14 protein-coding genes and 1 pseudogene are annotated in these 23,643 nt (G+C 38.5%); 4 read left to right on the top strand and 11 right to left on the bottom strand.

Annotation, left to right across the window (positions count from 1 at the left end):
• Positions 1–125 precede the first annotated feature (125 nt).
• From FSB73_RS00200 to FSB73_RS00230, 8 genes are all read right to left on the bottom strand, one after another.
• Positions 126–1,967, bottom strand: coding sequence for a sulfatase family protein (locus FSB73_RS00200; protein WP_225974322.1), 1,842 nt, complete (start codon positions 1,965–1,967; stop codon positions 126–128).
• Positions 1,968–2,405: 438 nt separating this feature from the next.
• Positions 2,406–3,125, bottom strand: coding sequence for a hypothetical protein (locus FSB73_RS00205; protein WP_146779631.1), 720 nt, complete (start codon positions 3,123–3,125; stop codon positions 2,406–2,408).
• Positions 3,126–3,505: 380 nt separating this feature from the next.
• Positions 3,506–5,392, bottom strand: a complete 1,887-nt coding sequence (locus tag FSB73_RS00210) for a RagB/SusD family nutrient uptake outer membrane protein (protein WP_146779632.1) — start codon at positions 5,390–5,392, stop codon at positions 3,506–3,508.
• A gap of 41 nt (positions 5,393–5,433) precedes the next feature.
• Positions 5,434–8,778 carry a TonB-dependent receptor gene (locus tag FSB73_RS00215; RefSeq protein WP_158639350.1) on the bottom strand — a complete coding sequence of 1,115 codons (3,345 nt, stop codon included), beginning with the start codon at positions 8,776–8,778 and terminating at the stop codon, positions 5,434–5,436.
• A gap of 38 nt (positions 8,779–8,816) precedes the next feature.
• Entirely contained in the window at positions 8,817–8,963 is a 147-nt protein-coding gene (locus tag FSB73_RS23165; RefSeq protein WP_158639351.1) for a hypothetical protein, read from the bottom strand.
• Positions 8,964–9,019: 56 nt separating this feature from the next.
• Complete coding sequence (locus FSB73_RS00220) at positions 9,020–10,186, bottom strand: FecR family protein (protein ID WP_146779634.1); 1,167 nt, start codon at positions 10,184–10,186, stop codon at positions 9,020–9,022.
• A gap of 55 nt (positions 10,187–10,241) precedes the next feature.
• Positions 10,242–10,832 carry an RNA polymerase sigma factor gene (locus FSB73_RS00225; protein ID WP_146779635.1) on the bottom strand — a complete coding sequence of 197 codons (591 nt, stop codon included), beginning with the start codon at positions 10,830–10,832 and terminating at the stop codon, positions 10,242–10,244.
• 297 nt (positions 10,833–11,129) lie between these two features.
• Positions 11,130–12,293, bottom strand: a complete 1,164-nt coding sequence (locus FSB73_RS00230) for a glycoside hydrolase family 2 TIM barrel-domain containing protein (RefSeq protein ID WP_146779636.1) — start codon at positions 12,291–12,293, stop codon at positions 11,130–11,132.
• A 474-nt stretch (positions 12,294–12,767) separates the two neighbouring features.
• Between FSB73_RS00230 and FSB73_RS00235 the strand changes: the two genes are divergently transcribed.
• Entirely contained in the window at positions 12,768–13,841 is a 1,074-nt protein-coding gene (locus FSB73_RS00235; RefSeq protein WP_158639352.1) for a ligand-binding sensor domain-containing protein, read from the top strand.
• Positions 13,842–13,909: 68 nt separating this feature from the next.
• A complete protein-coding gene (locus tag FSB73_RS00245; protein ID WP_146779638.1) occupies positions 13,910–15,991 on the top strand; it encodes a sensor histidine kinase in 2,082 nt (693 codons plus the stop codon).
• A 210-nt stretch (positions 15,992–16,201) separates the two neighbouring features.
• Here FSB73_RS00245 and FSB73_RS00250 read toward each other — a convergent pair.
• Positions 16,202–17,260, bottom strand: a pseudogene (locus tag FSB73_RS00250) (RagB/SusD family nutrient uptake outer membrane protein).
• A 468-nt stretch (positions 17,261–17,728) separates the two neighbouring features.
• Here FSB73_RS00250 and FSB73_RS00255 point away from each other — a divergent pair.
• Together FSB73_RS00255 and FSB73_RS00260 are read left to right on the top strand one after the other, a co-directional pair.
• On the top strand, positions 17,729–18,211 hold the full coding sequence (locus FSB73_RS00255; protein ID WP_146779639.1) for a hypothetical protein: 483 nt from the start codon (positions 17,729–17,731) through the stop codon (positions 18,209–18,211).
• Positions 18,212–18,369: 158 nt separating this feature from the next.
• On the top strand, positions 18,370–19,206 hold the full coding sequence (locus tag FSB73_RS00260; RefSeq protein WP_146779640.1) for a transposase: 837 nt from the start codon (positions 18,370–18,372) through the stop codon (positions 19,204–19,206).
• A gap of 1,217 nt (positions 19,207–20,423) precedes the next feature.
• Here FSB73_RS00260 and FSB73_RS00270 read toward each other — a convergent pair.
• Positions 20,424–21,434: a DUF4973 domain-containing protein gene (locus FSB73_RS00270; RefSeq protein WP_225974323.1), complete on the bottom strand. Its 1,011-nt coding sequence runs from the start codon at positions 21,432–21,434 to the stop codon at positions 20,424–20,426.
• 116 nt (positions 21,435–21,550) lie between these two features.
• Complete coding sequence (locus tag FSB73_RS00275) at positions 21,551–23,632, bottom strand: RagB/SusD family nutrient uptake outer membrane protein (protein ID WP_146779641.1); 2,082 nt, start codon at positions 23,630–23,632, stop codon at positions 21,551–21,553.
• Positions 23,633–23,643: the final 11 nt, after the last annotated feature.

The following is a 23,643-nucleotide window of genomic DNA, read 5'->3' on the forward strand; positions in this document are numbered from 1 at the left end:
ATACACCTGTTATTCATATTTATGCTATTGTACTTTTAATGCTGTAATTATTGTGACTGATATGACTGTTGTGACTTAATTGATTTTTAAAGTTTTTTTTCTCGTTTTTACTCGTTTTTTCTTTCTTAAGGCGCTGTAGATAGCGCATCCATGGTAAAGTAAAGATCATAGATCCTGCCTTGATAGGTTCTAAGCCTTCCATTAAGACTGCGTCCTTGAATTTTGCCACAGGTGACATAGCCGCCTTTGATCTTTGTTAGATCGCGCTTAAGTGCTGCGGTTACAACTGGCTTTTGTTCAAACTGGATCTCCAACTGGCCTGCTTCCGTTAGTTTTAACAGCAGATGCCCTGACAAGCTGGAAATACTGTCGCTCTGATAGACTTTACCTCCAGGCAGTTGTATGCCAACTTTTCCCTCATAGGCAAAGAGTTTGAAGTGACCAAAATAGTCAGCTACCACCCCACCCTCATTTAAATCACTTATATAAGCCGTAATATATAGTGTATGCGGGTTCCATAGTTTTTTATTAAAGGAGAGGTCGGAGGCACTACAGCCCTGCGCAATGGTATAACGATGATCAAAAAATGTTGGCAGGGTTCCTTTGAGGATCATCGCGTCCGTTTCACCTTGGCGGTCTAACTCTTTTTTTAGTAGCGTACGTCCTCTTAATAATTCTTTTTTATAAGTGGCGTCCATGGCCAGGTTGGTAAATTCCTCCTTGTCCTTGTTTAGGTTATAAAGTCCTTCTGGTGGATGATAACTATACCGGTTAAGTAAAAACCGGGTTTGAGGGTCAGATGCAGCAGCGGCTACCCAGCTATCAAAGTAAAACTCATTGCGTTCTACCTTATCAATATGGGTGATAAAGCGCTTACCTGGATGGTAGTTTTTTATATACTGCCAGCCGTCTTGGGTTATAACAGTTCTTCCTGGGGTATAATTGTACCAATAATGGGGTTCCATGGAGGACTCTGCAAAAATATAGTCGTGTATTTTCGTTTTGTGATTTATTAAAACGTCTTTAAAGGAGCGTCCGTCTAGTGTGTCGATCTGTTTGCCACCTGCCAGGTCGATAAGTGTGGGGGTAATATCTACCAGCGATACCAAGGCATCTGTTTGGCTTTCTTTTTCAATATGGCCGGGCCATCTGATAATCAGCGGTACATGGAGGCCCTTATCAAAAACGCTCCATTTAGCCGATGGAAACTGCGCACCTTGATCGGATGTAAAAAAAGTAGCGGTATTATTGGTCTGGCCTGCCTGATCCAGGGCATTTAATACCCGGCCCAGCATCTGGTCGGCTGCCTGGATACTCTGGTAATAAGAAGCCAGGGCACTTCTGGTTTCTTTGGTATCGGCTAAATACGCGGGAATTTTTATTTTGTTCGGATCAAAGTCTTTGTGGGGAAACCAGGGTACATGTGGTAGCCAGGGGGCGACAATCAGACATAATGGTTGTTCTGGACGCTGCTTAAAATGGTTTTCTATCATATGAACCGACTCATTTTTGCGGTCCACTCTGTTTGTTATGGGTTCATATTTGCCAAACTCTTTTCCGATGACTTCAAATGGGAAATTATCTAAGGGGAAGACATCGGTTTTGCCGGAGATAACCACGCGGTACCCTTGGGCTTTCATAAACTGCGCTATGTTGTTTATGCCGGGTTTTACGGTAAAGTGGTTCATCTGGGCACCGTTATGGTGGGGGTACATGCCGGTAAAAAGGGCACTTCTGCTGGGCGTACACATGGAAGACGCTGCGTAGGCATTCATGAACATCATGCCCTCTTTGGCCAGCCTGTCCATATTGGGCGTATGGACGTCTGTATTACCATAGGCGCCAACGTCCTGCATATTCAGGTCATCGGCTATAAAGATTAGTATATTGGGTTTTGTGGGTGTTTTTAGAGCGCTTTTTTGTTGTGCATTTAGTGTTTTTGTGGCTCCTGTGATAAGTAAAATCAACAGAAAATTTGCAAAATGAGCTTGTTTATATGCAAGCCTGCTACTGAAGGTTAAAATGAAATTCCTTAACTTTAACCAAGCTATTGATTTTGAAGATATAATATCCTTTTGACTAGGCCTTGATACCACCTGAAATTTTGACTGCTCACTACTATCCTGATAATGCATAATTTTAATTTATAAGCCCTTGACTTGCTCCCATTTAAGCACAGCAGTATCTAAAAGCCTTTGTCGACTATAGGGATTTTCAAACTTATTGAATTTTAGCAATAGGGGTAGCGTATTATCTTCTCAAAATTTCATACAGGCATATCAAATTACATAGTAGGATTTTGGGCAAACTGAAAAATTTTGCTCAATTGAGCTAGGTAGCAGGAGTATAAGCTTGTAACCTCTTATTTTTGATAGCAATTTGGGTAAAGCAACTAAATAGTCAACTCATTTGAACGCTACAATGGCAATAGCCTCTAAGCGTTTATAGAGCAGTTCAATTCTTTGAAACCCTGCCTCTTTAATATCTGAGAAAAGCTGAAACAAATTGGTGTTCAATTCAGTATATGGCCATTCATTTACGCCTGCTTTATGGCGTTCCACACGTAAATGACTGATATGATTCAGATACAGGGCTCTTGCATTTTGCGGTTGACATTGCGCCCCATTTATGGAAAGGACATTGGTAATCCACAGGCTCCCCCCGGGAATTATTGAAGTATAGAGTTTTCTTAAAATTAATTTTCGTTCTTTCGAATCAGGTAAATAATTCATCGTCGATTCCAAAATAATTGCTTCGACGGGCCTTCGTTTGGCAATGGCGTTTATAAGGTCCGAAGGATGATTTACTGGATTGCCAGTGTTTATTAATTCAACCTGGTTATTTAGTGTTTCTAATAGGATGCCTCGGATATCTATTAACGAAATTTGAAGATCGAGTTTGCTCGCCACAAGCCGATAAATAAATTTACTTGTCCCATAGCAAATTGAAAGTGTTGTGGATATGTTTGGATGGCATGCAAAAAAAGCATCGATCACCAGATCAAGTAAATACTCCTGTTCCTTCAAAATCCCCCTTTCCTCCTCAAAGCAACTTTTTTGCCCGGTAATCTGGTCAAAACGCGCCTTTAATTGCGCGAGTTGACATGCATCAATATTTGCATCCATTAAAAATTCACATTATATTTATTACTATCATTTACATTGGTTAGTAAATTCATTCTACCTTATTCAAAAAAAAGAACATTTGCGTTGTCAAGGTCACTTACCATTTTATTATCAATAACCTCCTTTAGCTCAATTGCCCAATCTAACATCAGGCCCTCTTCTGTCAAACGTTTAATTATTACCCGCCGCATTTTATAGATGATTATAGGTGGATAATGCTGCGTAAGGTCATCCCTTAAAAGCAAAACAAATTGCGCTCATCATCATCATTCATTATCATCCATTTTTACCTTATATATGGTAATTACCCTTTAAAGTTCCCACGCAAAAGTTAAGAAAAGGAGACTACTTTTTTTCATCTCCTTTTCTATGGTTTGCTATTACCATCCAAAATTTTGAATCAGATTTGGATTTTTATCAATTTCAAGTTGGGGGATTGGAAATAAATAATGCTTTTTTGTAAAGGTTCTGGTTTGAACGACTACCTTTTTATAAAAAACATCGACACCGGCCTGTTCACTTTTGGGATCTAATCCTGTCGCTTCCAGTTCCTGTTGACTCGGCCTTGCATTTAGGCCATACATCGGTCCGTTATCGACTTGTGTCCCAATCAGCCACCTTCTTACATCCCAAAACCGGTGGTTTTCAAAAGCAAATTCGACGCGCCATTCATTATGAATCCTGGCTCTCAAGCCTTCTTTGGTATGATCCTCTGACGTTATAGGCAATTCAGGCATGGATACCCTGTCTCTAATTTTATTTATGGCATCATAAACATCTTGTGAAGGTGCATCCAGATATTCATTCATGGCCTCTGCATAGTCAAGTAAAATCTCAGCATACCTGAAAACAGGATAGTTTCTATTAGCGTTACCTGTGTTGTGTTTTACATCTACTCTTGGATCACTCCATTTACGCCAGTTATATCCTGTTACGCAATTGGTTCCACTTTTTGGCCAACCATCGCTTGCTCCATTATTGCCGCCGTAATAGGCAAATTTAAGTTTTCGGATATGGTTGGTAGAATCCCAATACTCATTTTGAAAGAAGATCGTTGCATAAAATCTTGGATCCCTATTTTTATACATATTAGAGACATCTTTTACCTCTCTATATGCTTTTCCATCCCAGATTTGACCATCCCAAAACCCAGTGGAATCATATCCAGAATTAGGATCCGAAATAGGCAGGCCATTATCCATTTCGTAGCTATCCACCATCGTCTGAAAGACGCTCAACTTTCCATTACCACTTTGTCCCGTGGCATCCTTTCCGTTGGGCAAATAATTCGCTTCCAAATTCCTTGTCGCACCAAACATGAGAGGCAAAATAGTTTCTTTATATTCTCTGGTATAAAATAATTGTGCATAATTATCCACAGGATTTGAAGGGTCTGGATTATATAATGCATATATACCCAAGTCCATTACTGCTTTTGCTGCATCGGCTGCTTTTTTCCATTTCTGTTTGTCATAAGTTTGTGGGAATAATTGTGTACCATCTGGGTTTTTCACATCCGCATACATGGTATTTCCATTAAATAGAGGACTCGCTGCATACAATAAGGTTCTTGCTTTTAAAGCTAGAGCTGCTCCTTTTGTTATTCGGCCAATTTCACTTGGGTTATTATTAAAATCCAAAGGTAAATCTGCGGCGGCCGCATCGCATTCTGCGGTAATAAATGCCACCACCGAATCAACCGGGCTTCTTAATAATGAAGAGACTTCGCCTGCTTCATTGACATTATAAGATCTGGTAATTATTGGAACTGCGCCATATCTTCTGAAAAGTTCAAAATAACGCATGGCTCTCAAAAAGCGGGCATCTGCCTTGTAACCAGGTATTCTAGGTTTGTAATAGGACAGTTTATCTGCAGGAATCTTGGAGTTATCAATATTTTCCAAAAAAATATTGGCTATTCGAATAACCTGATAAGATGAACTCCAATTGTCTAGCGGATTGGACACGCCATTCCAGGATCCTGAATTAAACGCTAATTCTGCAGGACTTTCCCAGTGATTCATGCACTCATCTGTACAGGCATCCAGTAAAACGCCATTATATCCTCCTGTTTCAACTAAACCAAAATCCTGAATAGTTTGATTGTACAATCTGGCCCATATTTTTTCAGCATTGACAATATTATCCAGTACATCTTTGCTGGAAATTGTTTCCGCAGGCACAACATCCAGATACTTTTCACAACCACTCATGAATAGTCCGCCCACAAGAAATAGAATAATAAATAGTGATTTATATCGATTCATAATTGAAAAAGTTTATGCTTTTTTCTAAAAAATATAATGTCTTAAAAACTAAAATTTAAACCCGCATTAATTACTTTTTGCTGTGGGTAGGTTCCGGTACCGCCATCAGCAATCTCAGGGTCAAAAATCTTTAGTTTATCCCAGGTGAACAGATTTATACCGTTTACAAAAATCCGGGCATTATCAATGCCAATTGTTTTTAACCAGCTTTTAGGGAAGCTATAGCCCAACTCAAAGGTTTTAAGTCTGAGATAATTGCCAGAACGTACCCAAAAGGTGGAGGGTTCCTGATTATTCGTATTTACCTGTGAAGACATTCTTGGATAATCATAATGCCCGTCGGGGTTGGAAGCAACCCAATGATTGTCTTTTACGTCGGCGAGCACCCCGGCAAATCGATCAAAGGGGAAAATACCACTTCCTATTGTCATTATTGAACCCCCTAATCCTGATTGAAAGAATATACTTGCATCCAAGTTTTTATAGTGATAACCCAGGCTTAATCCCAAGGTTGTTGTGGGCGTAGGGCTACCTGGAATAAACCCCTTGTCCAGGCTGTTGATAATGTTATCCCCGTTTAAATCTTTATATTTGATATCGCCAGGTTGAACTTGTCCAAAAAATGACTGGTCTGGACTATTTGCAATATCTTCTGCACTCTTAAAAAAGCCTAAAGCTGTGTATCCATTGTGCTGCATTATCTGTGTACCTGTTACGGCCTGCCATTCCCTTCCGGTAAAATCCGGTTCAGCATAATAGATAATTTTGTTTTGGGCATATGAGGCATTAAAACGAACAAAATAACCTTGGTTACCAAAGTCTTTTCGATGTTCCAAAGAAACTTCAAACCCATGATTATTGATAATCCCTCCATTGGTTGGTGGTATATCGATTAAACCCAAAGTGGCTGGAACCAAAAGAGAGGTCAGCAATATATTATTTCGATGGTTCCAAAAATAATCGGCAGTAATGGAGAGTTCATTTTTCCATAGGCCAATATCTAACCCGACATTGGCATTTTTGGACTTCTCCCAGGTAATATCTGGGTTACCGGTCTGGACTTCATGCGCACCGCTGTAACTATTGCCATCTCTGTTTTGGCCAAAAACATATCCATCGTCTGATATGGTCCAGGTAGACATATAAAGAAAACGGTCTCCACCAATCCGGTCATTCCCTACAATTCCATAAGATCCTCTTATCTTTAAATGATCAACAAACTGCCAGGCTGGATTATCTGCCATGAATTTCTCTTTGCTGATTTCCCAACCAGCGGAAACTGCAGGAAAGAAGCCAAGTCTATGCCCGGCCGCAAAATTTTCACTTCCGTTATAGCCTGCATTGAGTTCCAGTAAATACCGGTCGTCGTAATTATAAGACACTCTTCCAACCAAACCGTCGTATTTATATGGGAGGCCGGCCACTGCATTGCCTTGTCCACCGCTTACATCTGCAAAATAGCTGGATTGATTATAAACTAAAACGCCATGAACACCGTGTTTGCCAAATTGCCTGTCATAATTTAAATATAATTCAAGCGTAGTTCTCCTACGACCATTGGCGCCTACATCATAGCCCAGGGTGCCATCACCTTGTCTGATCGTCTCGTACGTCCCGGAGGCGGCAAGGTCTGTAACTGTATCTGCTGACACACCAGGCAATAATAAATACTCATAGGTTGATCCATTTAGGGATCTGGTTACATTTCTGTAATTTAGGTTATCAAAGGAAAGCCGAACCCTTGAGCTCAACCCTGGAAGGAAGTAATGCATATCCCATTTAAAGCCAGCGGTTGATTGTAATTGGGTTTCAAATAGGCGCTGATAACCAGAATTCACCAACAGTTCATATGGTGAGGTAACATTTGGTCTACCCGGCACTGACCCATCTGGATTCTCTAAGGGAAAATACCAGGAAGGAATCTGCTTCATGTCATTGAAAATGGATTGTGCAGAGGTACCGGGGTAGTTTCGATCCCTTACAATTGCGCCTAAATTAAGCTCCATCGTAAGATCCTTTGTGATTTGAAGATCAATATTGGATCTGAAGTTATATTTATTGGTTACGGCCTGTATATCATATTGGTTAATCTGATTTTCAAAATTGTACAAGCCATTTTGCCGTAAATACGACATGGATACAAAGTATTTGGCAAAATTATTTCCTCCTGTCACATTCAGGTTACCTTGGGTCATCAGTGAATACGGCTTTAGCATCACATCCATCCAATCAACATCAGGGTATAAATACTTATAGGCAGGGCTGGATCTGTCTTTATAGAGATTTATAATAGAGTCTGTATATTGAGTCGTACTAAGTCCATCATTTTCAAGGCCTTCTCTAAAAAGATGCAACGCATCATAAGAGTTAGCATATTTAGGTAGTCTTGTGGGGGATTGCCAACCGTTTTGACCGGTAACACTAATGGACGGTTTTGCATTTTTCCCTCTTCTTGTCGTTACTAAAATAACGCCGTTCGCGCCCTTAATCCCATATATGGCTGTAGAGGCGGCGTCTTTTAATATGGTTATATCTGAAATTTCATTTGGATCCAGATTTGAGAAGTCCCGCTCTATTCCATCTACTAAAACCAATGGAGTATTACTGCCTGTGGTGCCAAGGCCTCTTATATATAAATTTGAACCATCCGCTCCAGGTTCCCCACTATTTTGAATGGCGATCAATCCTGGTAAGCGGCCGGCTACTGCATTGCTTAAGTTTGCTACTGGGCTTTGGCGCAGATCTTTCTGGCCAATTGACGCAATAGCCCCCGTAACATCAGATCGCTTTTGCGTTCCATAACCGACAATGACAATATCATCCAGATTATTATTGGTATTTAAGAGCATGACTGTCAATTCTTGCTCATCATTGACAGTTAGCTCTTTTGAGCTATAGCCTAAATGAGAAATGACCAGGATATCCCCTTTTTTTACCGCTATAACAAAATTGCCATTACCATCTGTCAAAGTACCTTTATTGGTGCCTTTAATTAGGATAGATGCCCCAGCTATTGGTATACCAGTAGTGTCTTCCACCACCCCTGTTATAACCCTTTGTTGTATAATACTTTCGGGGATTTTTGATCTTCTCGCACTGGGAATAATATAAACAAATTTATCTTCGATCCGGTAGGTAAATGGCTGATCGCTTAAAATCATGTCCAGCGCATGAGCCAAGGTGCTACTATTAATATTTACAGAAACAGGATGCGCTTTTTCAACTAGCTTATCGGACCAAAGAAAAGCATACCCAGTTTGATGCTCCAATGATTTTAGCGCCTCTTTCAATGTGATGTGGGACTTTTTGAGTGTTACAGATTGAGCGGTGGTCCTGGCACTTACCTGTAACATTGTTGCCAGCAAAATAATTACAATTAAACGCATTGCTTTAAAAAATTTAGAATACAAGCATGCACAAGCGCCTAGTTTTTTGGGTAAAGAATAATATTCCATACTTTTGTAGAATTAGGGTTAAATAAATAACGGATACAATACAGCGTAGATGTTTGAACATTGACCTTACTTCTGGAGGGAGCAATTGCAGTTGCTTCCTCTTTATTTATGGTCATTCAATGAAATGTTTAATTCAAGTTTTAAAGGGCATAACTCATTGTTTTAATTTTGATTAGAATATTTTAGAGATTATTAAAGTGCGGTTTTTAAGTTGACAATCAACGCCATTTGCCTTTAGCGCTGCAAGAATTTGAGTCAATGGAACCTTTCTGTTTAAATTTCCACTAAAGGTCTGTTTAGGTATTTCAGTTTTATATATAATATCAACATCATACCATCTGGAAACTTCTCTTAAAAATGCATGAACGTCCATGTTTTCCATGGGAAGCTTTCCGTTCATCCAGGCGGTTGCAACCTGCGCATCTACCTTTTTCACTACAATTTCACCTGCCTTATTCACAACGCCTTGCTGGCCAGGCTTTAGCTTGGCTGAACGCTTGTCATTGTTTAACTGAATAGCTCCCTCCAACAATGTAGCATAAGTGGCTGGTTCATCTTTATAGGCCATTACGTTAAAATGTGTTCCCAGCACTTTTATCTCAGTTCCTTCTGCTTTTACGATAAAAGGATGTGCAGCATCTTTTGCTACTTCAAAGTATGCTTCTCCTGTAAGCTGAACTACCCTTGTGGAACCATTAAAAGTCACGGGAAACCTAAGTGAAGAGGCGGCATTCAGCCACACTTTTGTCCCATCAGCCAGACGCATTTCTGGCGCCTGTTGCCCTCTTTGAGTAACAAGTGTACTATAAACCTGCAGGCCAGCTACCCTATCCAAATTTACCTTTTGCCCGTTGTCCTTTATCAAAAATAACCTTGAATTGGACACTTGAATGCTCTTTATAGAACTGGATAACGAACTGTCTAAAGCAACCGTTTTCCCATCAGGTAATACAATACTGGCACTGGTAGAACCAGGTCTTACAACGATATTGGTCGATAATGCTACTTTTTGTTTTTCCACCTGTCTGGCTTGCCAAAAATAAAATAGTCCAAAAGCAAGGCTTACTGCAGCTGCGACCAAACCCCATTTTAAAATCACGCTCTTTTTCCAAGCCATACCTTTAGTAGATAAAGGAGGTGTTGTTAATTGCTCACCTATATTTAGCTCAATTTCATTTTGTAAGCGATCCAACACCTCCCGTCTCTGGTCTTCATCAAGCTCACTTGGACTACCTGCTGCGTACCTATCCAATAATGTATTTACCAACCTCAGTTCTGCTGGGTTGCATTGCCCTTTATAATACCTTTCTAGCAATATATCCAGTTCTTCTATTGTCATTTATTAAGCTTACAGTATATAAGTATCCCAAAAGGTGGCTTGGGAGTATTCGATCTCAAAATATTTTTGACAAAATCAGTACAAGCACCAAATCTATTATACTTTTCTCACGGATAAAACGAAGGGCATTCTGGACAGTTTTTTTGACGGTACTTTCGGCAATATTGAGTTTTAAGCCAATTTCTCTGTGGGAAAGCTGCTGCTCCCTGCTCAACACAAAAACTTCTTTCATTCTAGCAGGCATTCCTTCTATGGCATTTTTTATGGAATTATCCAATTGGTGATGTTCCAAGCTGGTGGCAGGGGAGTTATGCTCAATTTGCGGCAAATATTGAATAAGCTCTCCGAGAATTTCCCTTTTGCGTTGAAGGTGATGAATATATTTGGCCGCCCTGAATCTGACAGCCTGGTACAGCCATGCTTTTATAGAGTGGCTGAATTCCAACTCAAAGCGCCGATTCCAAAGGGACATAAATATATCTTGGATTATATCAGCGGCTTCTTCTTTGTCCTGGATTAATTTAAAGGCAAAATCAAATAAAGGTTCATGATAGCGGTTAAATAATGCGGCAAATGCATCAAGGTCTCCTTGGCACATCATTTTGGACAACTTTTCATCATCATATTTACTATAGGTAAAATCCATTTAGTTCAAAACTACAAAGCGGATAATATTTGCTTTTCGCACTGATTATATTATAAACAATTACAAATTCAAATGAAAGATAAAGGTTTTTATTGTTTTATTTAACGTTATTTAAGATTCATTTAAAATTGTTTTAAAAAACTTGTTCCCATATTAATTCCCTGTTCAGCCTGAACTGCCCTTAGAACCAAAAGAGCCCAGCATTAAATTAATAACCCGTCAAATATTTATTGTTTAAACATTTGACGGGTTATTAAGTCAAGTCCTGTATACACATCTATCTAAAATAGCTCGTTATCATTTCCCATTTAATTTCTTAATCAAGCCTACCTCATCTTGCTTGTAAGGGGTAAAGTCCTTCCTAAATATATCATGAAACCAAAGTTTTGGTTCTCCTCCATTTGGCATTGGATTATCCCAAGCATAGATAGTATTGCTTTTTCCTTCAACAAACCCCCAATTAATGGCTCCAACATTTTCCTTCTTTAGCATAGGCAATGTATTGCTAAACAAACTGCCTTTTGTTCTGGCCATATATTCAGTACAAATGAGCGGTTTACCAAATGCCTTTAATAATTCCACGACTCTTTTGTGCCACTCTGGCTTTTCATAATCGTGATAGGTTATAATATCTGAATTGGCAATTTGTAGTTTATTCAAATCTTCTAAATCCCATTTCCAGAGTCCAGCCGTAATGGGTTGATCGGGTCTGACTGCCTGCGCCCATTTGAAAACGGCCTTAAGTAAGGGTAAAGACAAATTTTCTTTACCATTGTTCCCTGGTTCATTGTATAAATCCCAAGCCAGGATTCGATTATCGTGTTTAAAGGTGGTCAGGATATCAGTGACATATTTTTCAAGTTCTGGGAAATTAGTTGTATCTGAAGATGCTGGCTGCCCAGGATCCTGTACCCAGCCTGAATTATGAACGCCTACTTTGGGTGCGGGCTGTTTTCCTGGATGTCCTTGTTTATTCCAGCAATCATCAAAAAAGACGAACATTGGCTTTATGTGATGTTTATCAGCAATGGTTAAGAATTGCCCGATTCGTTTCTTAAAACCTTCTGCATCTTCTTTCCAAACAATACTATGCAAAAACACACGCATGGTATTAAAACCAATCGTTTCCGCTAACTGAAATTCTTTATCAATTAATTCTGGGCTAAAAGTTTCTTTCTGCCACATTTCTAGTTGGTTAATCGCATTGCTGGGAACATAATCGGCTCCAGTCAGCCATCCTTGCTTGGCATACCATTCATTGGCATGCTGCGCTGTCCAAACGGCAGCATTCACGGTATCATTCATTGTATTTTTCTGCTGACTGGAAGTCGTACCATTCACATTTTCGGTCGTCCCTTTACTACCTGTCCAACAAGAATTCAACAATAGTCCTGCCACCACGGCAACAATACCAAATTTAAAAATGCCTTTAAAAGTGCACGTTCCTTTTTGGTTTAGCATGAAATCGTTTTTATTTATATTTTTCACTCCTTGTGGCTCCCAATCTTTACTTATGCACTCGATTGTTTTATGAACATTGCTGCTGGTCTTCATCTTTAATATATTCTCTCTGTTTTATTTATAATTATTGCGTTAAATATCTGATTCCACTTTTTAGTAAAAACTCATATACTTCATTCACTACTCTGTAAATTACTATATATCATACATTTATATTCGACAATATCCCCTATTCAAATTCACAGCTACTAGGACAAATTTGACAAAGATTGATTATAGTTCAACAACATATCCTCTCATAAATTCAACAAATTTTATTATTTTCTATGTTTTTATTAAATCTTTGTCTTTAAAGGCTAACTTCGTTAAAGCTCAAACTAGACATATAAACAACAGATGACCAGGCATAAAGTCGCATTTACTGCTATCAATAATTGGCGAATTCAATTCTTTTGGTTCAGGCATTTAGTCAAAATGCCTTCACTAATAATTGGGATTCTGCTGTTGATATGCTTATTTAGCCCATTTTCTCCTATAAAGGCACAACCCTATTATTTCAGGCACTATCAAGTCGAGGATGGGTTATCCAATAATACAGTTTTTTGTTCTGAATTAGATAGACACGGATTTCTATGGCTAGGCACCAAAGATGGATTAGATTGTTTCAACGGATATAATTTTAAAGAATATAGAAGTGGGGATAGCGCCAAAGATTTAAAAGATAGCTATATCCGCAGTTTGTATTTAGACACCTCAGGAGTCCGAGACCTGCTTTATATTGGCACACGAATTGGCGTTTTCAAATTTGACCCACTTAAAGAATCGTTCGATTTCATTTTAAAAACGGCTGGCGAGGTAGATGGCATAACTGAGGACAACTACGGTCGTCTCTGGGTCATTACAAACAAAAAACTCCTCTGTCTAAATCTGCGCACTTATAAAATATTACCTGTGCCCGTAGTCCAAAATCTGGAAGCTACTGCTATTTGTAAAACACCAGGTGGGCAAATATGGGTGGCTACAGCTACAGGAGGTCTACACCAACTTCATTATGACCTTGAGACAAATCATTTTACCCTAGAACATTATGAAGTTTTCAGGGCTGGCCATCATTTAAGCGCAAAATGGATCGAAAGGATTTACTCAATGAAAGATGGCAGAATTCTTATTGGCACCGCTAACTTTGGCGCAAAACTCTTTGATCCAGAGACCAGATCTGTTAAAGACTTGCTTACCTATAATAGTGAAAATAACGGGATATTTGCCAGGGATTTTAAGGAAGTAGGCGACTCAGTCATTTGGATCGCCTCTGAATCCGGCATTTATATTTATAATCTACATACGGGTAGTTATCAAAACCTTAGTCAAAAAACAGGAGATTCCTATTCTTTAAGTGACAATGCTGTCTATTCATTAACGGTTGACAGAGAAGGGGTGTATGGGCGGGAACCTATTCGGGAGGACTTAACTACTATGCGCACCCTTATAGCAATTTTCAAAAATATTATAGTAGTCAAAGTAGGGAAGGTTCCATTTCTGGTAATGTAGTCAGGGAAATCACCCAGGATAAATATGGAAATTTATGGATTGGAACAGAAGACGGTGGACTGAACAGGTTGAATCCGAATACAGGGAAAGTTAAACACTTCTTAGCCACAAACAAAAAAACCGATATCGCCTATCCGAATATCCATGCATTATTAGCATATGGAGATACGTTGCTTATTGGCACCTTTGAACATGGGCTTGATGTTTTGGACTTGAAAACAAACAAGGTCATCCGGCACTTCCCTGAGAAATATAACCAAACAAGCTTTCAACAAGTACTAAAAAGCAGTTTTATTGTAAGTCTCTGCCGCACACCTGACGGAACGATTTATGTCGGTACGCGTCTAGGTTTATACAAATATCACCCGTATCCCAATAAAAAAGGCAATTATTTTGAGCCAATCATCCCAAAACTGGGTGGCGCGTTTATTCACACCATAATGCTCGACAGTAAAGACCGCATATGGATAGGAACGATGGGTAGCGGGCTTTACTGTTATAACCCAGCTTCAAAGGAGCTGCAAGCGTATTTGCACCAACAAGGCAATGAAACATCCATCAGCAATAACTGGATCACTTGTACTTTTGAGGACAATATGCACCGCATCTGGGTTGGTACGGAAGGAGGCGGATTATGCCTGCAAAACAGCCATTCCGACAGTCTACATAAATTTAAAAAATTTACAGTCCAAGATGGTCTGCCCGCCAATACTATTTACAAAATATTACAGGATGAAAAAGGGCTATTATGGGTCACTACTTCCAGAGGGCTTATGAGTTGGAATACGCATACCAATAAAAAAGAAATTTTCACAACCGCTAATGGGCTGCTCAGCGATCAGTTTAATTACAACTCAGGTTTTAAGGATTCTTCGGGGAGATTATATTTTGGTTGTGTAAAAGGAATGATCAGTTTTAACCCTAACAATTTCTCTGAATCCAAATTTACAGCTCCATTATATATTACCTCCGTTCAAGCAGAAGGAATAGAAATTGCGTCCTGGAATGATTTACTTAATAGCAAGGTTGCTGAGGACAGCAACAGGGATAGGCTTCCTCACTTTATAGAAATTCCTCATAAAAAATCATCTCTAACCATCGAATTTGCAGCACTCTCCTATACTGCTCCTGAAATGCTGCAATATCAATACAAACTCGATGGACTGGATAATAACTGGACGTATCTAAGCAGAAACAGAAAGGTCTATTTTACCAATTTATCCCCTGGTGATTACACTTTTAGGGTAAAATCAACCAATGTAAGCGGTAAATGGAACAACAAGGAAGCCATATTGTATATAAGAATATTGCCTGCCTTCTGGGAAAGCAATCTTGCCATTGTGCTTTACTGGTTGATTGGTCTAGGGATCTTAACACTTTTATTAAGGAGCTACCACGACCGACAAAAAGAAAAAAATAAGCGGCTGGTCGAACATATGGCCTATGAAAAAGAAAAAGAGCTTTATGAGGCTAAAATAAACTTTTTCACCCATGTTACACATGAAATTAAAACTCCACTTACTCTAATCAAGGCGCCTTTAGAGAAAATAACCAAGCAAATCGACCAGTATCCTGCCATACAAAAGTATATAAGGATGATTCAGCGCAATACTGTCCGGCTTATTGCACTGAGTGAGCAATTATTGGATTTTAGAAAAACCGAAGTTTCTGGTTATAATCTTAAATTTGAAAAGGTTAATATAAGTCAAATTTTAAATGAGATAAAACCAGATTTTAAAGCACTCACAAAGGAAAAAGGATTAAAGTTTAAAATGCAATTGCCTGAGGATTCCATAATATTGGAAGCCGATAAGGATGCTTTAACGAAGATTTTGACGAACTTATTAGATAATGGGACTAAATATGCAGATACGAGGCTAGAGGCTATATTAACCGTAAATGAAGCGACAAACCAGGTAATATTTAGTACAATTAATGACGGGCCAATAATCGATCCGATGGATAGTGAGCGTATATTTGAGCCATTTGTAAGGATGGACACTGCTAAAAGTAGTTCTGGAGCTGGGTTGGGACTTTCGCTGTGTCGGACGCTTGCAAGATTGCACCACGGTTCATTAAAGCTGGATTCGCAAACAGCCACCATTAATAAATTTATTTTGACACTACCCTTGAATCAGAACATAAATTAAAGGCAAAGCTTTAATCAAATGAACAGTAAAATTTCAAACTAAAAATAGCCAACGTCAAAATTCAAAAGTAACCTTATCACCTTCAATATTTAAAAATGTACCCATCCAGTAACTAAATATCTAACTTTAGCTAAGGATGGGTACAATTTTAAAGAATAAGTAAAGAGTGAGCAATACAAAATCATATTTCCCCACTACTATACCCATAAATTAATATCCCTCATTTTGAGGATATCTAGGACCAGTTATTATCCTGTCGATTTGTGATTGTGGAATTGGACGCAAAGTGTGTTTTTCTTCTATATTCGGTGCTGCATCCATGTTATATAATTTTACCCTTTTAATTAATTGTCCAGAACTTGCCAAATCTAACCACCTGCATTGTTCTCCGCAAAGTTCTCGAGAACGTTCATCATATATTTAATCAAGCGTTACATCAGCTGGTTTAATATCCATTACAGAAGGAGAAATATTAGCTGCGGCTGCCCTTTCCCTAACTATGTTAATATATTTTGCTGCACTTTGTTTATCACCAAGCTGAAAGGCTGCCTCTGCAGCAAGCAAATAGGTCTCACCTAATCTATAAACAATAACTGGCCTTATAGATACGTCATTTATAGCAGTCCTTTTTGTATCTTGATATTTTAGCATGGTGGTGAAAAGTTGAAGGTTGTAATTTCTTGGCGGAACTAGTAAGTATCGGGACGCATCAATTTTGGCATCAGAAACATCCACGCCAGGCATATAAATCGCAGTATCACCAACACTATATTTTGGGACACCGTTTTCTTTTGGAATCTTATCAGCACTATTAGCCAACCATACAGACTGAAATGTTTTAAAATACCTAGTATCGTTTATTTTGTCCGCAAAACAAATATTTGAAAGCCAATCAGTTGGTCTAACCCGAGCATATGGTCTACCATACGCCATGGACCTTATTAATCCAGGAAAATTTTCATACCCCATTACAAACAAAAAATTAAGCGTATTACTCACATTATTATAAGTAAGATTAGAGGTGTGTTGAACACTAAATAAAACTTCTTTATTAGCTTCATTTCCTTCCGCATATACAGAAGCAAAATCAGGTAATAAACCTAGACCTAATGCGTCAACATTATCAAGAACAGATTTAGCAGCATTATAAGCATTCTTAAAATCATCTGATTTTTTCGCTGAAGAATATCCCCTTGCCAGATATACTTTCGCAAGTAGGTGCTTAGCGGCAGCCGCAGTTGCCTTCCCCAGGAGTACATCGTTATCCATAGGGCTTGCTGGTAATACTTGTATGGCATCCTATAATCTTAAAATTTTAAAATGAGATATTTAGGCCAAAAAGTAGTGATTTTATTGCGGGAAGATCAGTACCGAGGCTGCCAGCTGCCTCTGGATCAATTCCATGAAACTTATTGACTAAAGGCAAAAACAAGATAAACGCGTCATTTAATGTAGCATAAAACCGATGCCGATCCAACCAAGGTTAACTTAAGACTTCTCGCTAGTGCGGAATCTTCTGCTGTGTTTTGCCAAATACCTAATCTTTTATACTTAGTCTCTGCCAGAAAAATCCTTAAAAGCTGATCCCGCTTGAGTTTCAGCAAATTTATCAGCTCGAAAGTTATCCACACTGGTGGATAATTAATTTATATTAATAATATATATTTCATTTATTATCAGTATAAATTGATTATATTTGTCGTATAATAGTTAACCCTCCCTTAATATTTTTCAATTATGCGTCAAAGATTCGAGCAAAAAACCACTCTTAGGACCCTTCCGATAGCGGATGCAAATTTGAATTTCAAGAGCCGGGATGAGTTGCCACCGATATTCAAGGCACTCCAATTTATCTTTACGACACCCGAGTTAAATGAAAATGTGTTTGAGATTCTGGAGAAAAGGGTGTTCCCAAAAGCTAAAAAGAAAGTAGGCAGAAAAGGAATGGATTTATGGCACGTGCTTGTTCTAGCAGTGGTAAGACATGCCATGGGAACAGATTGGGACAAGCTTCACTATATGGCCAATAGTGATAGATATACCAGGAGTATAATGGGCGTGTATCAGACGGGCTTTTCAGATGACAATATAGAATTTAACTATCAAACCATATTGGATAACGTAAGCCTGTTAGATGAAGAGACTTTAAGGGAAATCAATGGAGTTGTAGTGGAAGCAGGCTACTCCATCATAAAAAAAAAGAGGAAGAGCTTCGTCTAAAAACAGATAGTTATGCCATTGAAAAGGATGTTGATTTTCCAACGGACCTCGGCCTGCTTTGGGACAGTTGTCGTAAGATATTTGATTTAGTAGAATCCCTTAAGGAAGAAGTTTCTAATATAAAGGGCTGGCGTAAACTTAAGTCAAATTATAGTAAGTTGAAAGCGCAGTACCGGGCTACGATGTTCCAGGTATATAAGGGCAAGACAGCTGAGAAGAAGAAAGCTTCTGTAGAGGACTACCTTAAGAAGGCAAATGAATTGATCGAAAAAACCAACGGCATCCTTTATAATAATAAACTGGTTCTAAATAGCAAGGCCATCGTCATTTTAATCGCCCTTAGAACCTTTAGAGATTATGCGATGACCTTTACCAATCAGATCGATCGCCGCTTGTTAAAAGGAGAAACGATTCCATCTGAAGAAAAGAGATATTCCATATTTGAACCAGATACGGAATGGCTGACCAAAGGAAAAGCCAATAATAAAGTAGAACTTGGACATCTGTTCCTTGTTACAACTGACCAATACCAGTTCATTGTAGATTATAAGGTCATGTATGATGAACGTGATGCTGCTCAGGTTCCAAGCCTAGTGGAGCGCCTTGAAAAAATATATCCCAATAAAGACATCAGTAGCATTAGTTTTGATAAAGGGTTTTATAGTTTTGAAAATCTGGAAACACTAGAAGCTTCCAAAATAAAGAAGATCATCCTTCCCAAAAAAGGTAAAAAGAACAAAGAAGAAAAAAAGAAAGAGGCTGAAGCTGAGTTCGTAAAACTCAGACATAAACATAGTGCTGTAGAAAGCAATATCAATATGTTGGAGCATCATGGATTAGGCAAATGTATGGACAAAGGAGTGAAAGGCTTCAACCGATATGCAGGGATAAGCGTCTTGGCTCACAATCTACATATTCTAGGCAACCTTCTGGAAAAACAAAAACAAAAGCCAACACGTAAAAGGCAAAAGCCAGCTGTAAGAGAAGCAGCCTAAAAGCCCCCCACTGAAGCCTCCAAAAGCATCTCAGTGGGGATGGTATGCCCATAATACAAGGATACTTGTAATTTAGAGCCTAAAATGGCATCATATTATATATTATATATTATATATTATAATATGTGATAGTTTTGAAAAAAAATTTTTGAGGCCAAAGGCCTCCTTTATTTGATGCTAAAATTTTAAAACTACCTCATTTTCTGACAGACACTAATTATATAGGCTATTTATCGGGTAACCCACAAACCGGTTACTTCCGATATCCTCTGTTACGCCAGAAGACAAAGCGGTAATTTTATTCCTATTAAGGCTAACGCTCAGATTCGTAGTCCAACCGAAAGTGCTTCTACTTACGGGCTTAAAATTAATCGAAGTCAGTCCGAATTCAATCCCTTTGTTTTCGGTTTTGCCAACATTAGCAAAAAATTGTGAGCTGTAACCTGTAGTGATAGGTAAATTTTGTGGCAAGATGATGCTTGTCGTTTACTGATGATAGAAACCAATTGAACCATTTATTCTGTTTTCAAAGAGCGCAAAATCCATTCCTGCGTTTATTGATTATGTATATTCCCAGCCTAGATTTGGATTTGGTATATTAACAGGATATGTACCTGTAACATTTGTACTTCCATAATTACAATTTATGGCAGCAAGGCCACCAAGCGTCTGATAAGGAGCAACCGCTGCATTACCCACCTCTCCATAGCTCAAACGATTAAACTATTGAATCGGAAGTTAATTATGTACGAACCCTAGTTCATATTTGACATTATCGGTGTGTATAAAAATCCCCTGTCGGATACGGGTTTCAACACCTATGTACACTGCGTCCAGTTGGGGATATTTATTATGTTTTATGCAAAAATATCTCTACATACTTAACAAATGTGGATAACACTAGCCATAAATTATGATTTTACGCCAATACTATTGGAATTGCCCGCTGTTTTTGAGGGAATACGAAGAAACCTTAGAAAAAAATCAAGGAAGATCATTAACAAAATAAGAAAACCTGAATACATTTTATTACAACCACTCTTTTTGAAAAAAGGATGAACTAAATATAGCTGATTAGCCCCCAATCATTAAAACCACCATGAAAAACAGAAGGTTTTCACATAAAACAAATTTAATACCCAGTCATCAACCAGATTAATTAAATCTGGTGATGACCGGGTATTACTTATATATCCATTACAAACAAACCAAACTCTTTACCACTGTATTTGCTGATCCTCGTCTGGAATCAACGTATTTAAATCTCGCTGCATAGTTAGCGTACCATTGACCCTGTATTTTAGCCGTTGTCCGGGAACAGTATTATAATCTTCAAATTGGTAATCCACGTATAATGTATAATACTTGTGTATCATATAAGGTTGTTTAGGATCTTGCTCTTCTTCTATGGTATAATAGGATTGATTGCTACCTAGTTTGAAATTATTATATTCTTGATTATCACTCCATAGTTCTAATTTTCGTTTCTGAATATCAATGGAATCATTGGTGAATTTCATAAAGACTTTGTAATTCTTTCGATCCAAATAATCGATATCTCTTGTACCCGCATAAATAAAAATAGTACTATCGTCAACAACGAATGTTCTATGGGTATTTATTGTCAATGGGTCTGTATCGTCCCCTAAATAAATCTTATATAAAGTACCTCCATAAGTCCCAGAATAATCATTAAAGGGGTTAATACGTAACATAGCTCTTCGGTAAGTTTTATTGGGATTTGCTTTATAATCATAGGCAGATGAGTCAATTATCTGCAGGGGCAGCACCCATTTATCTGATTGATCCAAATCCCCTAAAGTAAAATCAATTGGAATAGTCGCTGTACTTTGCCCGGCGGGAATCTCAATGGTGGACGGCATACTATAATATTTAGGATCTAGTTGCTTAAAATAGAGTTCCTGGCGGTCTCCATATTGTTCATGATTTAAAATAGCCAAAGTATCAGGGTCTAAACCAATATGAACAATACGATCTTTTGAATTATTGGTTGATCCGCTTATAATAACTGGTAATTCGTAACGTACTTTCCCTTCTGGATTATAACGAACATAGGCCCAAGTAACACCCTGCGTATTGGGTTCAGCTTTAAAGGAGGCCATTTGTTCAAATTGTTCAACCTTCCAGGAGTCATTACAAGATATAAATATAAGGCCCATTGCCACCGTAAAGGCCAAAAGTGATCTAATTAAATACTTATTCATCATTATTTTTTTAATTTAATTGTAATAAGACACATGCTTATTAAAACAACCATTACAAATTTTATTCGTCGATTTCCATAGGTCGAACCAATTACTGCAAAATATTGTATAGGTAATTATTATTCAGGATAAGTCCAACCTGGATTTTGTGTCAATTCCTTATTGCGTTTTAATTCCGTAAAATCAATTGGCCAAAACCACATCTTTAAAGTAAAAATGGATGGCATGGAAGGAATTGCAACTGGCGTATGGAAAAGAACCGCCTGATCTCTAGTAGAATAAGCATTACATCCATAAACTGGAGCTGCTTCTTCTTGGGGAGCATCTGTCCAACGACGCAAATCAAAATAACGCTGTCCTTCGGCAAATAATTCGATCTGGCGTTCTCTTTTAATTTTAATCCGGAACTTGTCTCTATCAGCATAAACTTCACTAGAATAGTCTGGCAAGCCAGCACGAATCCGAATTGGCTGGACACCGGCTTTCATCTCATCAATATTGCGTGTGATAACATGTGTTTTCTTACCATCCCATGAAGGTATAGAATAAGACGTCCCGCTCAATTCATTTAATGCCTCAGCATAATTCAATAAAACCTCCGCATACCTGATAGCTGGATCCACTTTTTTTACCATTCTACCCTGGTCGTAGGCCGTTACCGCTACATTACTGATATCATCTGGATTGATGTATTTTTTTATGCCGATACCAGATCTTGGCCAATAAGTAGTATTTTTATACCCATTAGGGTCACCACGGTAATAAAATATCTGAACATTCTTTTTTTCATCATTTTCAGTAGTGGCATTCAAAAAATTCCAGGTGGATCCATTATAAGACACAGAAGCGTAAAATCGAGGTTCCCGTTGTACATACTGCTTACTTACTCCAACACCCAGTGGGCCTAGTTCAGGATAATCAGCTAAATCATCAATTGTCACAAAATCAGTCGGGCGAGGCCGTGTATTAAAGCGATCTTTATAAATCGGTAAATTACTGTACATACTATTCATGCCTGGTATATCTGTGCCATCATTCATGTAATAGGCATCCGCTTGCTTTTGGGTCATACCATGTGAATTATAGCCCTTTCCTTCAAGACGTGGTAATTGATGCAATACAAGTACATTAATACCTTCGGAGCCTTGATTCTGACCATGCGTAAAAATCAATTCAGGATTTTCAAAAGCCTGTACCTCTCCATTAAAAATTGAACGATAGGATTCAAAAGGATCAATATCTTTCCACCCATTTGGCCAATTACTATTTGAAAACTGGGGATCAAAAGGAGGTGTTACGGTCGGAGGATAGGCTATATCTCCAGTCTCACGACGATAGGCGACATATAAATGGTACCTACCCAAATCAATCACATCTTTAGCAGCAGCTGCTGCTCTTGCCCATTTAGACTCATCATAGGTAGGGGATAATAAAGGATTGCCTTGTCTGTCTTTCATTGCCGCCGCCACCGCAGCAGGCGCCTTTCCATTAGCCAGAGGACTTGCTGCATACAACAACACTCTTGCCCTTAGTGCTAATGCCGCTCCTCTAGTCGGCCGGGCAATTTGCTGAATACCTTCACTAAGTGGAAGCGTTTTGGCTGCCTCGGCCATTTCAGTGGCAATATATTCCGCACACTCTTCATAGGTGTTCCTTTTTTGCGCTATCTCGTCGTATTCCTTGGTATAGTCAATCCCTTCATCAGGTACAATAGGAACGGGGCCAAAGACTTTAAGCAGCTCCCAATAAAAATAGGCACGCAAAAATCTAGCTTGGCCTTTCATATCGGCGATTTCTTCTTTGGAAAGTTCTTTGTTTATGTCAATATTTTGTAAAAAAACAGAAGCTTGCCTAATTCCTAGATATGCAGTATTCCATATTTGCAGGCTTTCTCCATGAACTCCACTTTCAGTATATTGTCCATTTTTCCACCTTTTGTAGCCATCAGATTCATCGCCATAATACATATCATCTGCAAAATTGAAGGGCACTTTTTTCTTGCTGGCAACATCCTGCATATAGTCACTTCCTAAAAAATAATAAGCCCTGGCCAACCACCTGTTGGCATAATCAGAATTAGTGAATACATCCTCTGTAGACATGCGTTCATCAAACAGGTAGTCAGAATCCAGATACTTCGAACAACCACTTAACATAAAGCTGATGCTCGTAATTGATAATAAAATTATTAATTTTTTCATTTCTTTCTATT

Origin of the sequence: Arachidicoccus ginsenosidivorans (assembly GCF_007971385.1) — a bacterium.
In the GTDB taxonomy this organism is placed as follows: Bacteria; Bacteroidota; Bacteroidia; order Chitinophagales; family Chitinophagaceae; genus Arachidicoccus; species Arachidicoccus ginsenosidivorans.

Coding starts and splice junctions, on each gene's coding strand:
- FSB73_RS00275 (WP_146779641.1), bottom strand. CDS start 23,632: ATGAAAAAATTAATAATTTTATTATCAATTACGAGCATCAGCTTTATG.
- FSB73_RS00205 (WP_146779631.1), bottom strand. CDS start 3,125: ATGGATGCAAATATTGATGCATGTCAACTCGCGCAATTAAAGGCGCGT.
- FSB73_RS00220 (WP_146779634.1), bottom strand. CDS start 10,186: ATGACAATAGAAGAACTGGATATATTGCTAGAAAGGTATTATAAAGGG.
- FSB73_RS23165 (WP_158639351.1), bottom strand. CDS start 8,963: ATGACCATAAATAAAGAGGAAGCAACTGCAATTGCTCCCTCCAGAAGT.
- FSB73_RS00230 (WP_146779636.1), bottom strand. CDS start 12,293: ATGCTAAACCAAAAAGGAACGTGCACTTTTAAAGGCATTTTTAAATTT.
- FSB73_RS00210 (WP_146779632.1), bottom strand. CDS start 5,392: ATGAATCGATATAAATCACTATTTATTATTCTATTTCTTGTGGGCGGA.
- FSB73_RS00255 (WP_146779639.1), top strand. CDS start 17,729: ATGCGTCAAAGATTCGAGCAAAAAACCACTCTTAGGACCCTTCCGATA.
- FSB73_RS00215 (WP_158639350.1), bottom strand. CDS start 8,778: ATGCGTTTAATTGTAATTATTTTGCTGGCAACAATGTTACAGGTAAGT.
- FSB73_RS00235 (WP_158639352.1), top strand. CDS start 12,768: ATGCCTTCACTAATAATTGGGATTCTGCTGTTGATATGCTTATTTAGC.
- FSB73_RS00225 (WP_146779635.1), bottom strand. CDS start 10,832: ATGGATTTTACCTATAGTAAATATGATGATGAAAAGTTGTCCAAAATG.
- FSB73_RS00270 (WP_225974323.1), bottom strand. CDS start 21,434: ATGATGAATAAGTATTTAATTAGATCACTTTTGGCCTTTACGGTGGCA.